Source organism: Nostoc sp., from assembly GCF_036919555.1.
Taxonomy (GTDB): domain Bacteria; phylum Cyanobacteriota; class Cyanobacteriia; order Cyanobacteriales; family Nostocaceae; genus Nostoc.
Genome location: NZ_JBALCS010000109.1, coordinates 70,149 through 90,928, shown reverse-complemented (window position 1 = coordinate 90,928; position 20,780 = coordinate 70,149). Strand labels below are relative to the sequence as shown.

Sequence of the window (20,780 nt, the reverse complement as noted above, 5' to 3'; positions counted from 1 at the left end):
TTATTCTCCTTGTCCCCTTTGTCTTCCTTATGCCGATGCTCCATGCTCCATGCTCCATGCCCCATGCCCCATGCCCCATGCCCCATGCCCCAATTCTATTTCCCCATACCCAATTGTTGAGCTTTTTGGTAAACTTTACCCTCGGTTAATAAGGAAGGCGCAATCACAACTTCCACTTGCTGCATTTCTTTAATATTTTTGACTCCCAAGGTGCCCATGCTCGTCTTTAAGGCTCCTAAAAGATTGTGAGTGCCGTCATCTAGTCCTGCTGGGCCAATGAGGATTTGCTCTAGGCTACCAGTGGTGTCAACGCGAATCCGGGTGCCACGAGGCAAAACTGGGCTGGGAGTCGCCATACCCCAATGATAACCTCGTCCTGGGGCTTCGGCGGCTCTGGCAAAGGGGGAACCAATCATCACACCATCGGCACCGCAGGCGATGCATTTACAAATATCGCCACCGGTGATTAAACCGCCATCAGCAATAATGGGGATATAGTTACCAGTTTCCTTGTAGTAATCATCTCGTGCCGCAGCACAATCTGCGATCGCAGTCGCCTGTGGCACACCCACACCCAACACCCCACGAGAAGTACAAGCGGCACCAGGCCCAATTCCCACCAGTACCCCAGCCGCCCCAGCTTTCAACAAATTCAAAGTAACTTCGTAAGTCACGCAATTACCCAACACCACGGGGATGGGCATGGAACGGCAAAATTCTGCTAAATCAAGAGGTACTAAAGACTCTGGTGACAGATGTGCAGTAGAAACTACCGTAGCCTGGATAAAAAATAAATCTGCCCCAGCTTTTGCCACCGCCTCACCATATTTACTTGCACCGGCTGGAGTTGCACTCACCGCCGCAATGCCACCTTGTTGTTTAATTTGCTGAATACGTAGTTCAATTAATTCTGGCTTTATTGGTTCGGCATAGAGTTCTTGCATCAGGGCAACAAATTCATCTTTACCCACAGAGGTAATCCGATCTAATATTGGCTCTGGGTCAGCATAGCGAGTTTGAATCCCCTCTAAATTGAGGACACCTAATGCTCCTAACTGTGACAAACGTACAGCCATCCGAACATCTACAACGCCATCCATCGCACTGGCAATTATCGGGATTTCTCGCTCAATATTGCCAATCCGCCACTTAGTCTCTGCCAAACTGGGGTCTAGTGTTCTGTTACCGGGGACTAGAGCAATTTCATCTATTCCGTAAGCTCTGCGAGCTGTTTTCCCCCGCCCAAGTTGAATTTCCACGCTTTAATTTTTCTCAAATCTGTTTAAGCTAGGGTATCAAATTGTGGAGGGGATTGGGACGTTTTTTTCCCGGAACTACATAGATAAATTCGAGTCATCCAAGCCATTGCTCGAAACTTTGGTAGACGCAAAGTATTCACCAAGCAACCAAATGAGCAAAAATTGTTAATTTGTTTTTATATTGTGTTATTTGAAAGTTGGCGTGGCGCTAGCTTTTCGATAATTGTAGTTTCATGTGTCTGTTATTACTTAGTTAATGTCAGGATCATTGCCATTAATTCTCTTAATTTGCCTGTATTGACTTAGGTTAAGATCATGCAAATTACCATAAATGATACCAACTTAGAATAGTTTGTCTTGTTTCAAATTGATAAACCTTCTGAATCTGAAGATTTTCAATTTCAAAATCTAAAATTGGTTTGATTTATTATTTATTTTTAGCTACATCCACACCCGTGTAACCAGTTGCTAACCAAAGTATCGCTCTAGCTCCATCACGGATAGATTTTTCGATAGATTCCGGTGGTTTTCCTGAAGGAACTGGCACTGGTTTTAAATAAATACCTCGACTACCCAAAATAATTTCGCCGATGACACAAGCCCGACGCATATGGAAATCTGAAGTAATCAAATAAACGCTTTTGATGCCGCGAGCTTGCAAATCATCCACCAACGTAGTAAAATTAGTAACTGTATCTACGGCTTCATAGTCCAAGTGTAAACGTTTGGGATCAACACCAGCTTTAATAAACACTCGTTGGGTTGATCTAGGTGGACTACCCCCACTAATCCAAATTGGTATATTTGGATGCTGGGTGACAAATTCAGCCGTAAACTTCTCTCGCTCTAAACGTCTCGTTGAACCACCCAACACTACAACTGCTTCTGGCTGTACAAATTGGTTTTGTACCTCTTTGTATCCCCACCAAATGATTAGCGGTAGGAAAAAAGCCATAAAACGAAAATATTTACCTGTAAAGAGTAACTTATTCAAGGCTCGATAACTTAATTTACTGAACTCAAAATTTCCTCTGGCTAGAAGAAAAGCACAATTGATAGTAGAGTAGCAAACTCCTCAAAAATCTGCCCAAATACAAATTTGGGTGATTTTCATGTTACAGCGCGATTAAGCGTGCTTGAAGTTTTTCCGCTAATTGATGGATTATCCTAACCTGTATTGCACAATCCATCAAAGGGTTCTAGCAGCTTGTCGGAGAATAATTGGCATCTATCTTACTCACTAGTTGCTGCTTCCAGCCAGACTTGGACATCATCTGCTAGCAACTTCTGTGCAGCATCCAGCATTGATGCTGCTATGTCTTTGAGGTCTTCACGATTGTTCAAGTAAGTTTTCAAGGCTTCCATTGGGTCGATACTGCTACTTGCACTCAATTCAGGAATGCGGGGCCTGGCTAATTGACTGACTAATTCTGCTTGAATGGTGTAGGTATGAGCGGGACTTAAAGCAGTATGTAGAGAGGAACTGTCAATTAAATCCATCTGTTCGGAGCGGAGTTTGTAAATTAGCCGCACTACAGCATCTTGAATATCATACTTGGCGATCGCTTTCATTAATACCGCTTGCGGATCATCTGCTTTCGAGACATCCACTTCAATGGTGCGGAAAGTCCGAACTGTTAACGGACAAAATTCCCATTCAGCGCTCCCCCGCTCCAGTTCCAGCATTACATAGCCTTTGTCTTCTTTTTCTTCGCTAAAATCTACCCGCTCAATACTCCCTGGATAAATCACCGGCGGGTTGTTAGATTTATTCAGATTTTGGTGGCGGTGGACGTGTCCCAACGCTACATAATCAAAACAAGGTCGCGTCAGCAAAGATAGGGGTAGAGTAAAGCCTTTACCTACTGCCAAAAAGCGTTCTGCGCCCAAGGTAGCATTGTCAGACATCAAGTGAGCTAGAAGAACAGTTGGTACATCGGGGTCGAGACGACGAATTTCCCCTTCTAAAACAACTCGCAGGCGTTCCGTTAACAATTGGTTGACTTCCGCCAAAGACAAACCTTCAGTCTCTTGGCGAGTCATCAGGGTGGAACGGGTCAGCCAAGGGAGGGTGATTACTTGCACTTTGCCATTACGGGTTTCGATGCAGTGAGTAGTTAATGTATCACCGACAACAAATCCTGGTACTCCCAAGGTGCGGTAAATATTTAAACTTGCTCCTCCCTGTCCTTGGGAGTGTTGGTCGTGGTTGCCTACCAACAGCACTGTGGGAATATTGGCATCCATGAGACGGCGAAACTGGCTAGCAAAAGCTTGTTGTACATAAGGCGGTGGTGTAGCATCCGGGAAAGCATCGCCACCAAATATCACCATATCAACAGCATCTGTCAGCGCTCGGTCAATGCATATAGATAATGTACTGACGAAATCCTCCAATCGTGTATTTAATCCAGTTGCGGGATTAATTCGTCCGTGGGAGAAGCCGCTTCCCATGTGGATGTCGGAGAGATGAAGGATTTTAATCATATTTGTCCTTTGTCTAATACTAATGACTAACAACTAAATAATGCGATGTCCGACTTATTCTTGGAACAACCGCTCCAGACGCAGGAAGAGAGGAGGAGATTGGTATACTGTATTTTTACTTAAATAATTGTATTATATTCGATAATTCAAAATCAACGGCAGTATATTTTACATCTTTACTAGGCTTCGTCTGTCATAACCTCTGTTCAGGCATGATGTTATTTGGAAATTCACCTCTTTTTACCTAACATTTAACTTTAACCTTCATTTAATCTTCATGTTTTAGCTGTGGATATCACTGGTGTTAGTTAGTAATAATTAAGGCTAGTTTGGACATACCTTAAAAGTATAAAAGTTTGATAAAGTATGTCCAAACTTCTGGTTAGTCAATATCACACAGAAGTAGAAATAATTATCCAATACGGCGGTTCACGTAAAGAAACATCGATTCGGGTTGCATTTCAAAACTTAGTCAATGAATATTGCAAACCGAGGGAATTTAGACTTATACCCGAACTAGATTATAAAACAGCTAGCGGCAAACTTGTTTATCCAGATGGCACTATTAAAGATGCTTTGCGTTTGGATTGGGGCTATTGGGAAAGTAAAGATGAATATGATAATTTAGACCAAGAAATTGAAAAAAAGCTCACAAAAGGCTACCCAGATAGTAACATTCTGTTTGAAGACTCGAAAACAGCCGTTTTAATTCAGGGTGGATATGAAACTAGGCGCGTCCTGATGAAAGATGCTGACGCGCTAGATGGCATAATTACATCTTTTATTAACTATGTTCGCCCAGAAGTTAAAGATTTTCGTGAGGCGATTGAAACTTTTAAGGGAGACTTACCGACTGTTTTAAATGCTTTGCGTGACTTAATTGATAGTCAAATCGAAACAAACGCAGCTTTTCAAACAGCGAGGGCTAAATTTTGGGGTATCTGCAAAGAATCAATTAATCTTGAAATCACTTTGCTGGATGTTAGAGAAATGATGATTCAGCATATTTTAACTGAAGACATTTTTATTAGCATCTTCAATGAATCTCAGTTTCATCGAGAAAATAATATTGCTCGTGAATTAAAAACTATCATCGATACATTTTTTACAGGTAGCACTAAAAAGAATACTCTTGGTACTATTGAGCGTTATTATGGTGTCATTAGAAGAACTGCTGCGAATATTTACAATCATCATGAAAAGCAGAAGTTTTTAAAAGTGCTTTATGAGAATTTCTATAAAGCATATAATCCGAAAGCGGCTGACAGGCTAGGAATCGTATATACGCCGAATGAAATTGTCCGCTTCATGATTGAAAGTGTAGATTATTTAGTCCATAAAAATTTTGGTAAGCTGCTTGCAGATAAAAACGTAGAAATTTTAGATCCGGCTACAGGAACTGGCACTTTTATTACTGAATTAATTGATTATTTACCTAAAAATAGTCTGGAATATAAGTATAAGCATGAAATTCATTGTAATGAAGTGGCAATTTTGCCTTATTACATCGCTAACTTGAATATTGAATACACCTATAAGCAAAAAATGGGTGTGTATGAGGAGTTTAAAAATATCTGTTTTGTCGATACTCTTGATCATATGCACTTTATCGGCAATCAAAAAGATTCTTTCACGGGTAGTATAAACTATGTTAGGCAATTGGAATTATTAGCTTTTACTGTAGAAAATACAGAAAGAATTAAAAAGCAAAATGAAAGTAAGATATCGGTGATTATTGGTAATCCTCCATATAATGCTAAACAAGAAAATTTCAATGACAATAATTCTAATCGTTATTATGGAGCAATAGATAATTTAATAAAAAATACTTACGTCAAATACAGTAAGGCTCAGAATCGGATTGTTGTTTATGATATGTATACTCGTTTTATGCGCTGGGCAACTGATCGTCTAGGGAAAAATGGTGTTGTTGCCTTTGTTTCTAACAATTCTTTGCCCCATTTTCAAGGGTAAAATGCTGTATAACAGTTGTGTCATCAGCTTGATGAATAGTAACAGTATGTCCACGCCGATAAGCTTGGTAATGCTTCCCACGAACAGCATTTGTAAAATCGTATTCTGGGAGCATATCGTTATCTGTAATATCAAGCTGCTCAGAATTAAGTTTGTTCATAAACTTTGCACCTCATTCCGGCAGAGCGGAAGCTAAGAGGCGGCAGCCCCCCATTAGGCATTCCCAGTCTGAGACTGGGAACGAGATATATTATTTTAATACTAAAGAACGTGGATTAAATAAAATGCAAAACTTCATCCTGTCTCACGATCCTCTCCTTTATAAGGAGAGGGATTGAGGGTGAGGTAAGCCAGGGAGATAAATTGTATGTTATTTAATTCTTATTCCTAAAACTTCCTCCCACTGATGTAGTATATACCTCGGTAATGATCGATGATTAATATTGATTAGTGTGTCTATTTTTTCCAATCCCCATGCAAAATGTATTTCCCGGAGAGGTATTCGCCAACACTGCTGATTTTGACAATGGTATTCGCCAACTGTTACCGCGATACGATGAGATGCTGGAAGTAATTACCCGTTGTCTGCCTTCCACAAGTCGGCGCATATTAGAATTAGGTTGTGGTACAGGGGAACTTAGTATCAAGATACTTAAACGCTGTCCAGATGCCCAAGTAATTGCCCTAGATTACTCGCCTCGAATGCTGCAATTTGCCCAAGATAAAATCACAGCAGCTGGATATCAACAACGCTGGACTGGTATACAAGCAGATTTTGGTGACTGGGCAAATAATCCAGAAAACTTGGATTTTGGTAGCGAATTTGATGGCTGTGTTTCATCCTTGGCAATTCACCATCTTCAGGATGAGATGAAGTTGAAGTTATTCGAGCGAATTGTTACTAGGCTCACTAAAAACGGTTGTTTTTGGAATTCAGATCCTACTTTACCAGAATCACCAGCTTTAGCAGAAGTTTACAAGGCGGCACGACAAGAATGGGCAGTTAAACAGGGAATTAGTTTGACAGAGATTGGCGCTAAACGTGGCGCGAGCAGCACCCAAGGTTACTCTAGTCAAGACCAGCTAGCTAGCTTAGATGCTCATTTACAAATGTTGAGCAAAGCTGGATTTAAGACAGTTGCAGTACCTTGGAAATATTATGGTCTGGCGGTGTTTGGTGGCTGTCTGTGAAAATTTTGGGTTTTGGATGCATGGATTTAGGATTTACCTGTCTCTAATCGGGAGTATCTCACTTTCGTAAAAAGCCTTGTAAAACCTCACCCCAACCCTCTCCTTGGTAAGGAGAGGGAGCAAGAATCTTGTTTCTCATCTGGTATATTTGCAAAACCAAACTGAGATGCTCCCCCCTCCAATGGGTATTTATAGCATTAACAGCTTGATAGTTACAAAACAGTAATAAATAACATTATTTCCCTTGATAAGAACTAAAATATAAACGCATTAGGTCTGTAAAAGAGGTCTTGCTAACTCACGCAAGAATTTTGACCCAGACTTGCGGCAATTAAGCTCTCCTTGTGTTTTTCGGTAATATTTTCATATCAAAAGTACCCCATGAGGGTACTATGCATCCTCCACAGACCTATCCGAAAATACAGAGTAGAAAATTTCCTTCAGAAAACAAACCAGGGACACGCGATTTGGATTCGTTTTTCTGCTCCTTTGTTTGCCATCACTTAGTTTCAAAAGGAGAATATCTTGGATGGCTCGAAATAAAAAGAAATCAGCCCGGTTTAAGTATGAGCATCCACTTGACTCTAGATGCCCTATTTGTTGTATTATCCCGCCCCATATGCTAAAAAATGTTGTGGTGAATGGCAATCCCCAGCAGCGTACTTGGGCTTTTCATACATTAAATATTTCAGCACAATTTCTGGGACGCAGAAACGTCGTAGGTAATATCTCGTTTGCGCCTTCTCCGGGTGAAAAACGCCGCACCATCTACGACGCCAAAAATGGGCAGCAACTCCCTGGTACGCTGGTGCGTAGTGAGGGAGGCCCTGCCAGCAGTGATGTAGCAGTTAATGAAGCCTACGATGGTGCTGGTGCTACTTATGACTTGTTTCATGAGATATTTGATCGCAATTCGATTGACGACAAAGGACTACGTTTAGATTCCACCGTGCATTATGGCGTTAAATATGACAATGCCTTTTGGAACGGCGACCAGATGGTTTATGGTGATGGTGACGGAGAACTGTTTCAATGTTTCACAAAATCAATTGATGTGATTGGGCATGAGCTAACTCATGGTGTAACTCAGTATCAAGCAGGTTTACAGTATTATGGCGAACCAGGGGCACTGAATGAATCGTTTTCTGATGTTTTCGGTTCGTTGGTGAAACAAAAGTCCAAAAATCAGACTGCACAAGAGGCAGACTGGCTGATTGGTCAAGGTCTTTTGGTACCGACTGTCAAAGGTATTGCCCTCCGTTCCATGAAAGCACCGGGAACAGCATACGATGATCCAGTATTGGGCAAAGATCCCCAACCAGCCCATGTGAAAGATAAATACACTGGTACTGATGATAACGGTGGGGTGCATATCAACTCAGGGATTCCTAACTATGCCTTTTATCTGGCGGCTGTTGAGATTGGTGGCTATGCCTGGGAAAAAGCTGGTAAAATCTGGTATATAGCTTTACGCGATCGCTTACGTGCCAAAGCAGATTTTAAACAAGCTGCCAGCGTCACTATTCAAATTGCCGGCGAACTCTACGGTAATGGTAGTAATGAGCAGAAAGCTGTACAGAACGCTTGGCAAAAGGTAGGAGTTATTTAGAGACGCGATTAATCGCGTCTGTAGAGGAGTTTGGAGTTTTTTCTTAACTTGTAACTTTTTAGATGTATTGTTTGTTATTGCTAGACTGGGAGGTGAAAACTATCATCTCCCAGTCTTTGTATTTATCCCAACTAAATAACACAACGGACAGCAAAAAAATGCGGGTATCATTTGAACGCACGGGCGGCTTTGCCGGAATCAGCAAGAAGACTACCGTTGATACAGACACTCTCCCGCCACATGAAGCTGCTACACTTCCCCGACTGGTGGAAGTTGCTGATTTATTTAGGCTACCTGAACTAATTACCTCGCCAAATCCCCAGAGCGATCGCTTTCAGTATAAGTTAACAGTAGAAGATAATGGTAGACAGCATACGGTAACTGTCAGCGAGGCAGCATTGCCAGGAACCTTAAGACCCCTAATTGAATGGTTACAGAATATAGCACAGAAAAGGTAATTTCCTGAAGAAGTTAAATAAAAGCTGACATAAATCCCAAAAACAGGAGAATGTAGAGTTGTGGGTGAAGAAAATAAAAATTTGAATTCCCCAGAAGAAAACCAAACTGATGATTTTTTGCATGTAGCCTCTGTAAAAGAGGATTGGGGTGGAGACGGTAGAGGACGCATGAACCTATCAGCAAGGCGCACAGCCATCTCCAAAGAATACCTACTTCGCCAATATCAGTTATTTGACATAAATACTGTACAACAAGAAAATGGGTGGCGAGTCAGTGGAATGCCAAAGAATGTAGCACCTGGAAGCCGTAGATTGCTGACATGGCACGACTGTGGTGCATCTACTTCAAGAATCGTATTACCATCTCAGTTTAAAGCACCATCTGGCATATTTACCGCTGATTTAGAGCTTTTCGTACTTAAGGGAGCAATTCAAATTGGTGAGTGGAAACTTAGTAAGCATTGCTACTCTTTTATTCCTGCTGGAGTGCAAGTCGGTGATTGGCAAGTGTTAGGTAGCGATGATGTAGAAATCCTTTGGATGGAGAATGGCTATTTAGAATATAAAAATTTATCCAATAATCATCCAGATGCTAAGTTAAATGAATTCATCCCAGTATTAGATAGTAAATTGTTACCGTGGGGCAAAACGGATACAGTTCAATTTATAAAAGCAAGTAAGAAATGGTTAAGGAAAGATGCTAACGGTGGTGGTGTATGGTTACTTGCTATCTTGCCTCATTATGACGGTCTGTATGCAGAAATACAATGTTACAACGAAGAGGGTTATTGTTTAGCTGGGTACTGTGATATTGGAGACTACCGTCTTGGCAAAGATTGCTTTGCCTATGTTCCCAGTTTTACCATCGCTCCTTGGCATAGAACAGATGATGGCGGCTTATTCTTTATCCGAGTTGATAGGGATCTGTCAAAAATTAGCACAGTTTTGTCATATGCACATGAATGATTAATAGGGATTGTAAGCAGTAAGGTTTTTGCGGGATTACTCTAATATCTTTTTAAATAGCGCCCAGTAGGAGAACCCAAAACCTGTCCGTTATTGTAAATAAGATTTCCCCGCAAAAAAGTACTCTTTACTCGCCCAGTTAACTCCACTCCTTCAAAGGGTGTATAACCTTGTTGTGACTCCGACTCAGCAGCACGTACCACAAAGCTTTCATTGGGGTTTACCAGCACCAAATCAGCATCATAGCCAACAGCAATATCACCTTTTTCTAACAAACCAAAGCGTCGGGATGGGTTCCAAGACAGCAACTTAGCCATGTGGTTATAAGACATTCCCCGCTTGCTACCTTCACTAAATACACCAGAAAGTAAATATTCTGTACCGCCAAAACCAGACTTTGCTAACCAAATATTATTCGGGTCTTTAGCACTTCTTTTTTGTTCAGCAGAACAGCAAGCGTGGTCGCTAACTATCCAATCTACTTGATTGTTGAGTACTGCTTGCCATAAGTATTCCACATCAGCACGGGGACGAATAGGAGGGTTGACTTTTGCCCAAATTGTATTGGGAGTATCGACATCTAATAGCAAATGTCCGACAGTAACTTCTCGCCGAAAATTGATATGGGGAAAAGCAGTTTGCATAGTCAAAGCTGCTTCCATTGCTTTACGCGAACTCAGGTGCAATAAATTGATATTTGCACAGTTAGTCTCATGTGCTAAATAAGAAGCAATGCAAATTGCTAAACCTTCGGAATGAGGAGGACGTGCTGCACTATAGGCATGTAGTCCGCTAAGACTAGAATCGTTTTCAACTATTTTGGTATAAGCGTTGAGAATTTCTGCAACTTCACAGTGCAAACTCAAGCTGATAGTATCTCGCGCTTCTGGATGTTTTTCCATCAAGCGAGTTAGACCACGCATAATAAATTCAAAATGGGCAAAGTCGTATCGTTCCTCTTTGTTAATCATCAAAAAGAGGTTTTGCTGGTCTGACAAACCATGCAACCCATAGCCGCCATAAAACATAAAGATTTTAAACGAAGATACGCCGTGTTCTTCAAACAATAAAGGTATTTCGTCGATATGCTGGCTAGCTATCGGTGCGATGTGATAGCTGTAATCTACAAAAAAATTACCTGCGGATAAAGCCAACACCTCTGGAAAAAAATCGCGGTAGGAGCCGCCTTTGTTAAGATAATACTGCCCTGTACGGATGTAATTTAAGCTGGTAGTCACACCTCCCATTGCGGCTGCTTTAGTTTCAGTCACAGCATCTTTGTGGAGGGGTTGATAGATACCGATGTGCATATGGGCATCCACGAACCCAGGAAAGCCCAACAAGTTTTTGCCATCAAATACCTCTTTACCTGTGTCTGGGCTAATATTAGGGGCAATCTGAGCAAATTTTCCATCCTTAATGCCTAAATCAAGTAGTTCGATTGCATCCTGATGGGGACGAACTACCCGCACATTTTTGATAATTTGATCTAATACGGGAGTTTCAGACACAGTAGACCTCACACTAAAATGAATTTAGTCAGGAATTCCAACATCATACCGGGACGCAGACCAAAAACTATCACCATGTAACGATTTTTTATTCAATTATCTTTAGGAGAAAAGACAATGGAAAGTTTTAATGAATATCATATAGACCCAAATGAATTTGCTTTTCTCAAAAGCTTTCAAGATAACTGGGAAGTGATTAGAGACGAGTTTACACGTTTTATTAAGCAGGCATCTAATGACGAGTTAAAGTTAACTTATGATATTCTGGGGCCTAAAAGTCAAACGATTAAAACCAAAGGTGATGCAAAATACAGTGCTTTTGGTATCTTATTTCAAGGTATGTTTATTGAAAAATATATTCAGGCGCATCAAATACAATATCCTGATTATGGGTCAGATGAGGCATCACAAAAAGCACTTGTATTAAGAGAGAAATATTTTCCAAATTTAGCTAAGGTGATAGAAAAAGTTAACTTTAGCGATGATGAGATAATTAGAAACGTGTATTTTGGTACATTCCATCCAGGCTTGGATATCAAGTTGCATGTGAACTATAACCCTCATATGAATCGTGGCTATCTAGGATTGATTGTGCCAGAGGGGGATGTGGCGATGAAAATATGCCATGAGCAGCTTTATTGGCATGAAGGCAAATTCCTAGTTTTAGATCACAGCTATCCACACTGTCCGCACAATTATACCAATTATCACAGAACTGTATTAGTTGTAGACTTTTTTAAACCAGATAAACCTAGAAAGGAAGTTATCCAATTTGAGAAAGAGCAAGTCACACAACGGATGCAAGATAATCCTTACAGCTTAGGTGTTTTTGGGAAAAGCGATAAAGCTAAAGTAGAAGATTTTATCAAGTATGGTTTAGCTGATCAATTAGAATGGGATAAAGCTTTATAAGCTTAATTTATGATCTCCAAACTGGTTAGGAAGCATCATTCGCCATTTATTTACCCTTATCTGCTTTGCTGGTTCTGTTTCAGGAGTGGGATTTGTCGCGATCGAGTGCAGCCTGGAGACGTGCCTGATCTTGCTGAGTAATATCTGGGTTATGCAGTATCCAATAACAGTCTAGGCGATCATTGGTGCGAAACAGAAGTAATGCTCCACTTTCAGTCCAGAACGGGCCGTGTGGAATATGTGCTGGTCGCCAGTAATAACCGTCTTTGCACATTGCTGTATAGCGTCTATTAAAAGGATCATCGTTCATAGACCAATGTCCAAGCACATCTCCACAGATGACATATGCCTCCTCAGTAGTAGGATGACCAGCATAGAAATTGCCTTCAATCCACATAGGTACTAAGCCTAGAATCCAGGTAGCACGTCCGGTTTTTTTATTGGTATACAGGCTTTTACGTACTGAACCAGGAGGTAAAAAGGTTGTGCTTTCCCATTTCATGGCGTGGAGTTCTTGCAAGGGAATATACTCAGTCATCCGTTCATGGGTCTGCATATTCACATGATATACAGGAGTTTCCGGGATTTGCTCAAGGCTTTCGTAGTCTTCTGTGATGTAAGTGGGAGTAGCATTTGGCATCCATAAGATAATGGTGTCTTCTTCCGTTTTCCAAGGGCCAGTAGGTATGCCAGCTGGGATGAAAGAGTAACTGAGATTGCGTAATATAAACCCACCCTGGCAAAGTGCGCCGGTTAGCACAAAAATTTCCACATCGGTAGTAAAATGACCGATAGGTGCGTTCCAACCCTTTTTCAGTACGACTCGCTGTGTAGATTCACCTGTAGTTTCGTTGACGGATAGAACTTGGGCAGTACCGTGTTTACCAATAATAAAGTTTTTCACGTTAAAAGGCACTTGGGGAAAGTTAAAAACTGAGTTAAGTGATTCTTCAGTTTCTACATGTTTGCGCCCTGGCGAGGTGTTCTTGTTCATTTTAATACCTGTGTCTGTGTCTGTTAAATTAACATTATTATCGAGTGAATATGAGATTTTATTGTCTTCATGTCCTTTAACTATATCTGTTTCCTGATCTACTAACTTCTTACTTACAGCATATTGATTAGACTTGCTTAATTAATTAGCCTTGAGTTGCAATTGAAATAAAAATACAAAAATTAGAATACTAAAATTAAACATAATAAAATTGGGGAAGATATATTACTATTTGTAAATTGATACATTCTTTTATCTATTTTTTTGGAAAGCAGCTTCTGTGAGAGGCTTTCTCATGCCTCATTATAAAGAATTAGGATTTACGCATTGACAGAAAAGCCCAAATGCCAGGTATTCTTTTCAGGGGCTTTAAGCAGATTTTTCAACTATCTTTTTGCGATGCCCTTCTCTACAAGACGCTACGCGTAGCTTCCCGAAGGGTACGGCGCAGGCTCAGGGTAAGACCTGCGGCGGGCTACGCCTACGCGACTAATCAAAGGATGGCTTGTAAAAGGCTAAAACGACCTATTTACGTTAACACACAAGATGATTCGTTTGTACAGTGCGAGAGTCCTAATAATATATACCAGAGGCACGCGATCGCCTTTTAAACCTGTTCTACACAGACAAATTCAAAGTCGCCGTTGACCCAACACAGTTTCAAGGCATAAAATCAATACCTGATGCTGTAGAATATCTCCTCAGTGGTCAGAATTGTGGGAAAGTGGTTGTGAGCTTTTAACTAACACGGTATTAGTTTATATCTAGTCGGGAGTGAGAATGACACAAAATTCAGAAAATACTTTAAAAGTTGCTCGGCAGGCATTTGAGAATCTGACGCATGGTATAGCAACCGGAGGGTGGGAAGCATTTTTAGATATGCTCACAGAAGATTTTACCCTTTGGTTTCCAATAGGAAAATTCCACGGTTTAAATGTCGGAAAAGAGCGAGCTAGAGAATTTTTCGAGTACGTTTTTGAATCCTTTAGTCCTGGTTTGAACCTGACTGCTTTAGACCGTGTTACTAGTAATGAAACAACGGCTGTATTTGAGTTTCGGGATGAGGGACTTTTGTTCGGAGAGCCTTACAAAAATCGGATAGCAGTTTCCTTTGATGTACGTGGAGACAAAATTTGTGGCTATCGGGAATACTTTGGTAGCGATGGGAAATCGTATTAAATAATTCGTAATTCGTAATTCGTGAGGCAGTCCGGTCTTGGTGGTTTCCCCAAAGAGGAACTGCCGAACCCGAAGAGTAATTCGTAATTACGAATTATTTAATTCACTTTTGTTAGTTTCTCTCAGGGTTGAGTTCGTTGATTTCTCTGCACTTAGCCTCTGCGGCTTGATATGCTGCTAAATAGTCTTGACCACCTAACATTACATCACCGTAATATTCATAAGGTGGATCACCATAGATTGGTAATGGGTCATCTTCTGGATAATCTTCTTTTGATTCTTCAATGATGGCTTTCAGTTTTTTAACGGTCAGCCTTTGTGCTGCAAAATACCAGAGTTCTTGGGGATTTTTGTTTAGATACGGTAATGTGGGATCGATAATGCGTACAAGGGAGTCATTGTCCGAAATATCGTCTAGCTCAATCCAACTGTGTTCAATCGGTTTGTATGGCTTCCCAGGAAAAGCTAAAAATCCCTGAATATATCTTGCTCCCTCAATAGACAATGCTGCTTTGTAAGCATTATCAAAGGGAGTGCTAGCTCTGCTGTTTATGCTTTCAGCAATTTTGATTGACAGCGTTTCATCCAATAGTTTGTTCATCAATAGCAAGGATTAGAGCAGCCATGATAAACATATTACCACTGCTCTTACTGTCTTGCTTTGAGATTCAGAAGGCAGATGGAGATGAATGGGGATCAAGTTTTATCCGAACCGTCTTGGGACGACAGGGGCTTCCCCAACAAACCTGGCCAGAGGGCATATTAGTAAAAACACTACTACGAGCGCCAATCACAGCATTAGCCCCGATTTGCACTCCCGGTCCAACAAAACAATCTGCTGCTACCCATGCACCATTGTCAATGGTGATACTCGCTGTTTTCAACCCAAAGGCCGGGTCTTGGAGATCATGACTACCAGTACATAGGTAACTTTTTTGGGAAATTACGCAGTGTTCACCGATGTAAATCTGATCGAGGCTGTATAAAACTACGTTATCTCCAATCCAACTATAGTTACCAATGGTGACTTTCCAAGGGTAGGTGAAGCGGGCGGTGGGTCGAATTAATACGCCTTTGCCGATATGAGCGCCAAATAATCGTAGCAAAGCACAACGGAGAATATTTAAGGGTTGAGGAGTAAGGCTAAAGGCGATCGCTTGTACAAACCACCATAATAAAATATACCAGCCTGGACGACCCCGGTCAAACCAAGATTGGTCATATTTGCGTAAATCTACGAAAGATTGATCATTTGTCATTAGTCATTAGTCAATGGTCATTAGTTATTTATCAGGAGTCAATGGTCAATAGCTTTTCCTCTGCTCCCCTGCTCTCCTGCTGCTCATCTCCTTCCTTCGGGGTACTTGCAGTATTTAAATGACCACCACAGTTGCGTAATTCGTAAAGTTTAACGCCAATTTGATATTCATATTGACTCAGCAAGCGTGCATAGATATATCCTGCTTTGCCATCTAAAAAACCGCGTTGAATAATATAAAACAAAACAAACCGCAAAATCGGTTTAAATGGCAGGTGTACCCACACTTTTTTCAAAAAGCGCTTGCGTTGCACGGCATCACCAAATAGATTGGCATTGATGGTACCGCTATCATCTTTACCTGCGAGAATATTAAAATAAACACTAGCTTCCCAGTTGGAATAGCGGTTATGTCGTTCTAACCAGTGGTAAAGGTCGCGGAAGTCTTCGTGGAGCATATCATTTTTGAGATACCCAACTTTCCCCTGCAAAATCACATGTTCGTGAACTTCGTTATCACCAGTATTGGGAATATCTTCTGTATGTAGATTTTCGTAGCGACCATTTTTATGTTGAAATAAACGTAAATTCCAATCGGGATATTTCCCACCATAACGAATCCATTTTCCTAAGAAAAATACACGGCGGTTGAGATAATAACCTGTATATTCCTTGTTTTGAATTACTTGGTCAATTTCTTCCCAAAGTTCGGGAGGGATGCGTTCATCGCAATCTACAATTAGCACCCATTCGTTACGAAAAGGTAGATTATCTAAAGACCAATTTTTCTTTTTAGGCCAGCGTCCATTGAAGTCGAATTGCACGACATTTACACCGTGAATTTTAGCAATTTCAATGCTGTTGTCGGTACTTTGAGAATCTACTACAAATATTTCATCTGCTCTGGTGAGGCTAGCTAGGCAGGCAGGCAAGTTTAGTTGTTCGTTTTTTGCCGGAATTAGTACTGAAACTGGTATTTTAGATGACATCTGAGTATAAATTATGTTATTGGTTATTTCTTATTTGATGTGGATAAAAGACTCTGAATAGCAGCATTTAAGTAACCAATCTGACCGTAAGCATAAACAAGTTTGTCAAACCGTTCTGCTGGATCAGAAAAATATTGTAATGCCTTATATAAGCCGAGCACAAACCGTTCGCTACCTCGCTGCAACTGAGCAATACCAGCTTTACCAGCCAGTTGTTCTCGATAGCATTCACTGATACCTTGCCACCAGCCTCGGTTTAAAAACCAGGAGCGTTGCAGGCGCTCTGAGGCAACATTGTGAGCGACTAGTGCTTCGGGAAGATAAGCGACTTGCCAACCACGCTGTAGGGCAAATTCGGTCATTTGCAGTTCTTCATTTGACAATAGATTTTTCCCGACTCGACCGAGATGAGGATCAAAACCGCCAATTTCTTCTAGGAAACTGCGGCGGATGGAGTAATTTAAACCTCTGGGTGTTGAGCCAGGTTCCTCGATGTAGATGGTAGTGTCACCCAAGTCGTATGCACCCAGATTTGCAGCTAGCCCTGGAGATAGCCACCGTGGTTGCTGGATTCCTGGGGGCCAGATGAGAGTGACTTTCCCACCTGCGATCGCTAGTTTAGAGTTATTGTAAGCAAAATATAAAACTTCTAGCCAGCGATCGCAGGCAACGGCATCGTCATCTAGATAAGCCAGAATATCACTACTAGCTACTTTTGCGCCCGTGTTACGAGCGACAGATAAACCAATGATCGGTTCAAAGACATATTTTAGGCGCGGATTGTGGCTTCTGTGTTCTACAACCTCACGAGTGCGATCGCTAGACCCATTATCAACTACTACAATTTCAAAGTCAGCAGCAAAATCCTGCCCTAAAAGACTATCAATTGCAGCCCCTAAATAGGTATCTCGATTGTGGGTACAGATAATGGCAGAGATTTGGGTGTCTGGCATAGATTTAATTTAGGATTTGAGATTTGGGACTTTCCTGCGGAACGCTACGCGAACGGCTACGCTCACTCGAACGATTTGAGATTAAATTCTTAAATCCAATGCACAACTACCGAGAGTTAATCTAACCCAAAAGTTCCTGACCCACCAACCGAGTTTCTTCGGAAATAATCTTTAAAACTTTACGTTTGTTGAATATGACTGTGTAAAACTACAAGAGTTTGGGCTAGTTGACTCAGGCGGGTTTCCAAAGATTGCTTGCACCCTAACAGTTGACGTAACTTTTGATAACGAGCGATCGCCATGCTAACACTGGGAACCTGATCTGCTGGACATGGGCGTGACCAGACTTTACCAGCATCGTCTACACCGCAGAGGCGATAGCCAGTAATAGATGATTGATAAGATACTTTCCCCCCTGTGGCGCAAATTTCTTCTACGTAGTTCATCAGGCGGTCAACTTCTGCATGGCGCAGTGTTGCGGTTCCGCCCGGTTCTGCTTCTTGAGGATTGGATTCTAACCAGCCATTGACAATTGGCCCTTCTAAGTAAATATCCTGAATTTGCTTCAGAATATTTTGTAATTCTGTTTGCCAACCGGCGACAGTTTCCTGAATTTCTTGTAATAGATTCATCGCCAATGCTGGATTAGCACCGTGGCGATGGCTACTAAAGCTCGGAGTTTTCAATTTGGGTAGGCTGGGTGTTTTGCTACCATTCTCTTCTGCTTGAAAGGTCTGCACAGAGTCATGGTGAGGAAAGAAATTTTGTTCATGAGGATAATCATTCTCAGTATCCACGCCCAAGTCAACTGTTTGTCCTTGTGTATTTAATTCCCCATCCTGAGAAGATGGAGTTTGTGTACTTTCTGTGGGTTCGTTGGCTCCGACGCTGATTCTAAAAGAAAAAGGCCGTTTTGTGGTCGAATCACCTGTTTCGGCGGCAGAGGCAGTGCCGCGATTCCCTAAATCGTGTAGAGTTGCTTCTATGCGTTTTAAGCCTGCGTTCATAAAGACATCCTAAAGTTTGCTGTCCCCAGTGACATTAAATAATTAAGAATGGGGTTGTTGGGATTTTTGGCTTTTGCCAGTTGCAGCATTAATCATGCTGGTGCTAATTTTATCTCTTAAAAGTTATTTAAAATCAAAAACCTCACCGATGAAGTAAAAAACTGCGGTGATAAATTGCAACCATAGGTATATTGTTAAAATACTCAGGAAATAACTTTGGGTAAAATCATCTTAGTAACAGGGCCAGCACGATCTGGTAAAAGTGAATGGGCGGAAACTCTGGCCATGCAGTCAGGAAAAGCAGTTGTTTACGTAGCAACAGCCACCGATAACCCAGATGACCAAGAATGGCATCAACGCATTTTACAACACCAACAACGTCGTCCCCAAGACTGGGTAACTCTATCTGTACCTGTAGAACTGTCTGCTACCCTCGCCGATGCCAAACCCTATACCTGCCTTTTAGTTGATTCTTTAGGAACTTGGGTTGCTAATCTCCTGGAACAGGATGAATCTAGCTGGGAAAACATCCTTGCAGAGTTGTTAGAGACGGTGGATTTGGTTGCTGCTGATCTGATGTTTGTAGCAGAAGAGGCGGGTTGGGGTGTGATACCAGCTTATCCCTTGGGGAGAACGTTCCGCGATCGCCTGGGTTCTTTAGTGCGTCAGCTAAGTGCGCTCAGTGAAACTGTTTATTTAGTTACTGGTGGTCATGTTCTCAATCTCAGTGTCCTTGGTTCGCTATTACCAAATAGAGAGGATGCTGGAGCATTCAGGAGTCAAGATTCTTAACTGTTGATTCAAATTAATCCAAAATCTAAAATCTAAAATCTAAAATTGTCTTATGGCAACCAAACAAGAAGTTAGAGGATACCTCGCCTACTGGTTCCAGTTGGGTAAGAAAGTGATTACGGGCAACGGTAAGGCAAGCTTTTTGTCTCTATCGGTGCTAAATGGTGATCGCTATAGTGAAGAATTTGAAGAATGTTGGCAGAAAATTATCTCACCAGAATCGGGTGATTGTTACCTGGAGGGTACAGATGAAACGATTGCTGAACTGTTACCAGCATGGGAGATGCTGCCTTGTGGCCGTTGCAGTATGCCAGTAGCTGCGCGAAACGTCGGAATGCCAGCATTGTTATGTCCCTGCAATGATTTACCTAACTGGCCTAATACCGAATTACCACCACCGCGAGAGCCAGTTAAGACTCAAGAGCAACTCAAAACAATTCGCAATCGGCTTGTAGATAATTTGGAAATCTCTTAGTTCACTTTGGTGCTTGGGAATTTGGCGTTGGACAAGTTTTATGAGCAAAATCACACTGATAAATATAGGGTTCTTGCCAACTCAGGGGAATTTCTAATAAGTCTCGCGTTCCGGTCATGCCTTGTCCAATAAATAGCAACAAAGCAATGCAGTTTAAAATCGTATGGATGATACGCCAGCGATTGGATCTATCTTGATAAATATCTTGAACAATTGCTAATGAAAAAATCATCAGCAGTGCTGCGGTAATACCAATATAATAATGTGACCAATACCACTCATTAGTGAGGCGATATACTCCATCCTGACAGCCTAGAATTACTAAACCTGCACCAGTTAAAGTTGCAAAAACTGCCCGCCACACTCGTTGTTTTGCCCGATAAAGAAATACTAAAGAGGCGATTGTAGCAGCAAATATTAACAGGATAAAAATAACTTGAAAAGGTGTTTTATTCCATACTTGATTTTTGATAATATTTTTGCTAATCGGGTAGCTTAATCCGATTAAAGTTACTGCGACAACTGCACTTGTTAGTCTTTCACCTAACTGCTTATGTTCTCCACCCACCACTGGGGGAATTTTACTTTTACTCCCGGCTAAAGTTTGCAATCTGCGTTGGCGTGTTTGCCAAGCAAAATTAACCACTGTACCGATGAGTGGAAACACAAATATAATTGCGATCGCTGGATGTAAAAGACCAAGGAAATCTGTTATTTGCATACAACACCTTTCAATAAATCATTAAATTGATCTTAAAGGATAATC

Annotated in this window: 21 protein-coding genes and 1 pseudogene; 10 read left to right on the top strand and 12 right to left on the bottom strand. The window is 41.3% G+C overall.

Annotated elements, in window-relative coordinates:
• Nucleotides 1-95: 95 nt before the first annotated feature.
• From V7K36_RS30580 to V7K36_RS30570, 3 genes are all read right to left on the bottom strand, one after another.
• The gene (locus tag V7K36_RS30580) at nucleotides 96-1,259 is read right to left on the bottom strand and encodes a GuaB3 family IMP dehydrogenase-related protein (RefSeq protein ID WP_335121426.1); all 1,164 of its coding nucleotides are present in this window, start codon (nucleotides 1,257-1,259) and stop codon (nucleotides 96-98) included.
• Nucleotides 1,260-1,686: 427 nt separating this feature from the next.
• A complete protein-coding gene (locus V7K36_RS30575; RefSeq protein WP_334825164.1) occupies nucleotides 1,687-2,214 on the bottom strand; it encodes a YdcF family protein in 528 nt (175 codons plus the stop codon).
• Nucleotides 2,215-2,492: 278 nt separating this feature from the next.
• The gene (locus V7K36_RS30570) at nucleotides 2,493-3,746 is read right to left on the bottom strand and encodes an exonuclease SbcCD subunit D (protein WP_334942779.1); all 1,254 of its coding nucleotides are present in this window, start codon (nucleotides 3,744-3,746) and stop codon (nucleotides 2,493-2,495) included.
• 366 nt (nucleotides 3,747-4,112) lie between these two features.
• Here V7K36_RS30570 and V7K36_RS30565 point away from each other — a divergent pair, with 366 nt between their 5' ends.
• Nucleotides 4,113-5,720 (top strand): N-6 DNA methylase, encoded by a 1,608-nt coding sequence (locus V7K36_RS30565; RefSeq protein ID WP_335121423.1) that lies wholly within the window; start codon nucleotides 4,113-4,115, stop codon nucleotides 5,718-5,720.
• Here V7K36_RS30565 and V7K36_RS30560 read toward each other — a convergent pair.
• Nucleotides 5,689-5,880, bottom strand: coding sequence for a hypothetical protein (locus tag V7K36_RS30560; RefSeq protein ID WP_335121421.1), 192 nt, complete (start codon nucleotides 5,878-5,880; stop codon nucleotides 5,689-5,691). The two genes, V7K36_RS30565 and V7K36_RS30560, sit on opposite strands and share 32 nt — an antisense overlap.
• Nucleotides 5,881-6,194: 314 nt before the next feature.
• On the opposite strand from V7K36_RS30560, the gene V7K36_RS30555 reads away from it, so the two are divergent.
• From V7K36_RS30555 to V7K36_RS30540, 4 genes are all read left to right on the top strand, one after another.
• Nucleotides 6,195-6,911, top strand: coding sequence for a class I SAM-dependent methyltransferase (locus V7K36_RS30555; RefSeq protein WP_335121420.1), 717 nt, complete (start codon nucleotides 6,195-6,197; stop codon nucleotides 6,909-6,911).
• 529 nt (nucleotides 6,912-7,440) lie between these two features.
• Complete coding sequence (locus tag V7K36_RS30550; protein ID WP_335121418.1) at nucleotides 7,441-8,520, top strand: M4 family metallopeptidase; 1,080 nt, start codon at nucleotides 7,441-7,443, stop codon at nucleotides 8,518-8,520.
• Nucleotides 8,521-8,678: 158 nt separating this feature from the next.
• Nucleotides 8,679-8,978 carry a protealysin inhibitor emfourin gene (locus tag V7K36_RS30545; RefSeq protein WP_334942775.1) on the top strand — a complete coding sequence of 100 codons (300 nt, stop codon included), beginning with the start codon at nucleotides 8,679-8,681 and terminating at the stop codon, nucleotides 8,976-8,978.
• Between the two features lie 60 nt (nucleotides 8,979-9,038).
• On the top strand, nucleotides 9,039-9,944 hold the full coding sequence (locus V7K36_RS30540; protein ID WP_335121416.1) for a DUF4437 domain-containing protein: 906 nt from the start codon (nucleotides 9,039-9,041) through the stop codon (nucleotides 9,942-9,944).
• Nucleotides 9,945-9,985: 41 nt separating this feature from the next.
• Here the strand turns inward: V7K36_RS30540 and V7K36_RS30535 are convergent, their stop codons facing one another.
• The gene (locus V7K36_RS30535) at nucleotides 9,986-11,455 is read right to left on the bottom strand and encodes an amidohydrolase family protein (protein ID WP_335121414.1); all 1,470 of its coding nucleotides are present in this window, start codon (nucleotides 11,453-11,455) and stop codon (nucleotides 9,986-9,988) included.
• A gap of 117 nt (nucleotides 11,456-11,572) precedes the next feature.
• On the opposite strand from V7K36_RS30535, the gene V7K36_RS30530 reads away from it, so the two are divergent.
• Nucleotides 11,573-12,367, top strand: a complete 795-nt coding sequence (locus V7K36_RS30530) for an aspartyl/asparaginyl beta-hydroxylase domain-containing protein (RefSeq protein ID WP_335121412.1) — start codon at nucleotides 11,573-11,575, stop codon at nucleotides 12,365-12,367.
• A 79-nt stretch (nucleotides 12,368-12,446) separates the two neighbouring features.
• Here V7K36_RS30530 and V7K36_RS30525 read toward each other — a convergent pair whose 3' ends face one another.
• Nucleotides 12,447-13,361, bottom strand: a complete 915-nt coding sequence (locus V7K36_RS30525; protein WP_335121410.1) for a DUF4437 domain-containing protein — start codon at nucleotides 13,359-13,361, stop codon at nucleotides 12,447-12,449.
• 580 nt (nucleotides 13,362-13,941) lie between these two features.
• Here V7K36_RS30525 and V7K36_RS30520 point away from each other — a divergent pair.
• Together V7K36_RS30520 and V7K36_RS30515 are read left to right on the top strand one after the other, a co-directional pair.
• A pseudogene (locus tag V7K36_RS30520) lies at nucleotides 13,942-14,103 on the top strand (alcohol dehydrogenase); the annotation flags it as partial.
• Between the two features lie 38 nt (nucleotides 14,104-14,141).
• Nucleotides 14,142-14,540, top strand: a complete 399-nt coding sequence (locus tag V7K36_RS30515; protein WP_334825044.1) for a nuclear transport factor 2 family protein — start codon at nucleotides 14,142-14,144, stop codon at nucleotides 14,538-14,540.
• Nucleotides 14,541-14,652: 112 nt separating this feature from the next.
• Here V7K36_RS30515 and V7K36_RS30510 read toward each other — a convergent pair whose 3' ends face one another.
• The 5 genes from V7K36_RS30510 to V7K36_RS30490 all read right to left on the bottom strand — a co-directional run bounded on the left by V7K36_RS30510 (nucleotide 14,653) and on the right by V7K36_RS30490 (nucleotide 18,747).
• Nucleotides 14,653-15,141, bottom strand: coding sequence for a hypothetical protein (locus V7K36_RS30510; protein ID WP_335121408.1), 489 nt, complete (start codon nucleotides 15,139-15,141; stop codon nucleotides 14,653-14,655).
• Nucleotides 15,142-15,208: 67 nt separating this feature from the next.
• Nucleotides 15,209-15,799 (bottom strand): hormogonium polysaccharide biosynthesis acetyltransferase HpsU, encoded by a 591-nt coding sequence (gene hpsU, locus V7K36_RS30505; RefSeq protein WP_335121406.1) that lies wholly within the window; start codon nucleotides 15,797-15,799, stop codon nucleotides 15,209-15,211.
• A 31-nt stretch (nucleotides 15,800-15,830) separates the two neighbouring features.
• Entirely contained in the window at nucleotides 15,831-16,787 is a 957-nt protein-coding gene (locus V7K36_RS30500; RefSeq protein ID WP_335121405.1) for a glycosyltransferase family 2 protein, read from the bottom strand.
• 23 nt (nucleotides 16,788-16,810) lie between these two features.
• Nucleotides 16,811-17,740 carry a glycosyltransferase family 2 protein gene (locus tag V7K36_RS30495; protein WP_335121403.1) on the bottom strand — a complete coding sequence of 310 codons (930 nt, stop codon included), beginning with the start codon at nucleotides 17,738-17,740 and terminating at the stop codon, nucleotides 16,811-16,813.
• 179 nt (nucleotides 17,741-17,919) lie between these two features.
• A complete protein-coding gene (locus tag V7K36_RS30490) occupies nucleotides 17,920-18,747 on the bottom strand; it encodes a hypothetical protein (RefSeq protein WP_335121401.1) in 828 nt (275 codons plus the stop codon).
• A 216-nt stretch (nucleotides 18,748-18,963) separates the two neighbouring features.
• Here V7K36_RS30490 and cobU point away from each other — a divergent pair, with 216 nt between their 5' ends.
• Both cobU and V7K36_RS30480 read left to right on the top strand, forming a co-directional pair.
• Entirely contained in the window at nucleotides 18,964-19,539 is a 576-nt protein-coding gene (gene cobU, locus V7K36_RS30485) for a bifunctional adenosylcobinamide kinase/adenosylcobinamide-phosphate guanylyltransferase (RefSeq protein WP_335121399.1), read from the top strand.
• Between the two features lie 52 nt (nucleotides 19,540-19,591).
• The gene (locus tag V7K36_RS30480) at nucleotides 19,592-20,014 is read left to right on the top strand and encodes a hypothetical protein (protein WP_335121398.1); all 423 of its coding nucleotides are present in this window, start codon (nucleotides 19,592-19,594) and stop codon (nucleotides 20,012-20,014) included.
• 1 nt (nucleotide 20,015) lies between these two features.
• Here V7K36_RS30480 and V7K36_RS30475 read toward each other — a convergent pair whose 3' ends face one another.
• Complete coding sequence (locus V7K36_RS30475; protein WP_335121396.1) at nucleotides 20,016-20,735, bottom strand: DUF4079 domain-containing protein; 720 nt, start codon at nucleotides 20,733-20,735, stop codon at nucleotides 20,016-20,018.
• Between the last annotated feature and the right edge of the window lie 45 nt (nucleotides 20,736-20,780).

What these genes read in the sequence shown, in the direction of transcription:
- V7K36_RS30530 (WP_335121412.1), top strand. Translation starts at nt 11,573, where the DNA reads ATGGAAAGTTTTAATGAATATCATATAGACCCAAATGAATTTGCTTTT.
- hpsU (WP_335121406.1), bottom strand. Translation starts at nt 15,799, where the DNA reads ATGACAAATGATCAATCTTTCGTAGATTTACGCAAATATGACCAATCT.
- V7K36_RS30560 (WP_335121421.1), bottom strand. Translation starts at nt 5,880, where the DNA reads ATGAACAAACTTAATTCTGAGCAGCTTGATATTACAGATAACGATATG.
- V7K36_RS30500 (WP_335121405.1), bottom strand. Translation starts at nt 16,787, where the DNA reads ATGTCATCTAAAATACCAGTTTCAGTACTAATTCCGGCAAAAAACGAA.
- V7K36_RS30525 (WP_335121410.1), bottom strand. Translation starts at nt 13,361, where the DNA reads ATGAACAAGAACACCTCGCCAGGGCGCAAACATGTAGAAACTGAAGAA.
- V7K36_RS30550 (WP_335121418.1), top strand. Translation starts at nt 7,441, where the DNA reads ATGGCTCGAAATAAAAAGAAATCAGCCCGGTTTAAGTATGAGCATCCA.
- V7K36_RS30565 (WP_335121423.1), top strand. Translation starts at nt 4,113, where the DNA reads ATGTCCAAACTTCTGGTTAGTCAATATCACACAGAAGTAGAAATAATT.
- V7K36_RS30575 (WP_334825164.1), bottom strand. Translation starts at nt 2,214, where the DNA reads ATGGCTTTTTTCCTACCGCTAATCATTTGGTGGGGATACAAAGAGGTA.
- V7K36_RS30555 (WP_335121420.1), top strand. Translation starts at nt 6,195, where the DNA reads ATGCAAAATGTATTTCCCGGAGAGGTATTCGCCAACACTGCTGATTTT.
- V7K36_RS30480 (WP_335121398.1), top strand. Translation starts at nt 19,592, where the DNA reads ATGGCAACCAAACAAGAAGTTAGAGGATACCTCGCCTACTGGTTCCAG.
- V7K36_RS30545 (WP_334942775.1), top strand. Translation starts at nt 8,679, where the DNA reads ATGCGGGTATCATTTGAACGCACGGGCGGCTTTGCCGGAATCAGCAAG.
- V7K36_RS30515 (WP_334825044.1), top strand. Translation starts at nt 14,142, where the DNA reads ATGACACAAAATTCAGAAAATACTTTAAAAGTTGCTCGGCAGGCATTT.
- V7K36_RS30570 (WP_334942779.1), bottom strand. Translation starts at nt 3,746, where the DNA reads ATGATTAAAATCCTTCATCTCTCCGACATCCACATGGGAAGCGGCTTC.
- V7K36_RS30475 (WP_335121396.1), bottom strand. Translation starts at nt 20,735, where the DNA reads ATGCAAATAACAGATTTCCTTGGTCTTTTACATCCAGCGATCGCAATT.
- V7K36_RS30495 (WP_335121403.1), bottom strand. Translation starts at nt 17,740, where the DNA reads ATGCCAGACACCCAAATCTCTGCCATTATCTGTACCCACAATCGAGAT.
- V7K36_RS30490 (WP_335121401.1), bottom strand. Translation starts at nt 18,747, where the DNA reads ATGAACGCAGGCTTAAAACGCATAGAAGCAACTCTACACGATTTAGGG.
- V7K36_RS30510 (WP_335121408.1), bottom strand. Translation starts at nt 15,141, where the DNA reads ATGAACAAACTATTGGATGAAACGCTGTCAATCAAAATTGCTGAAAGC.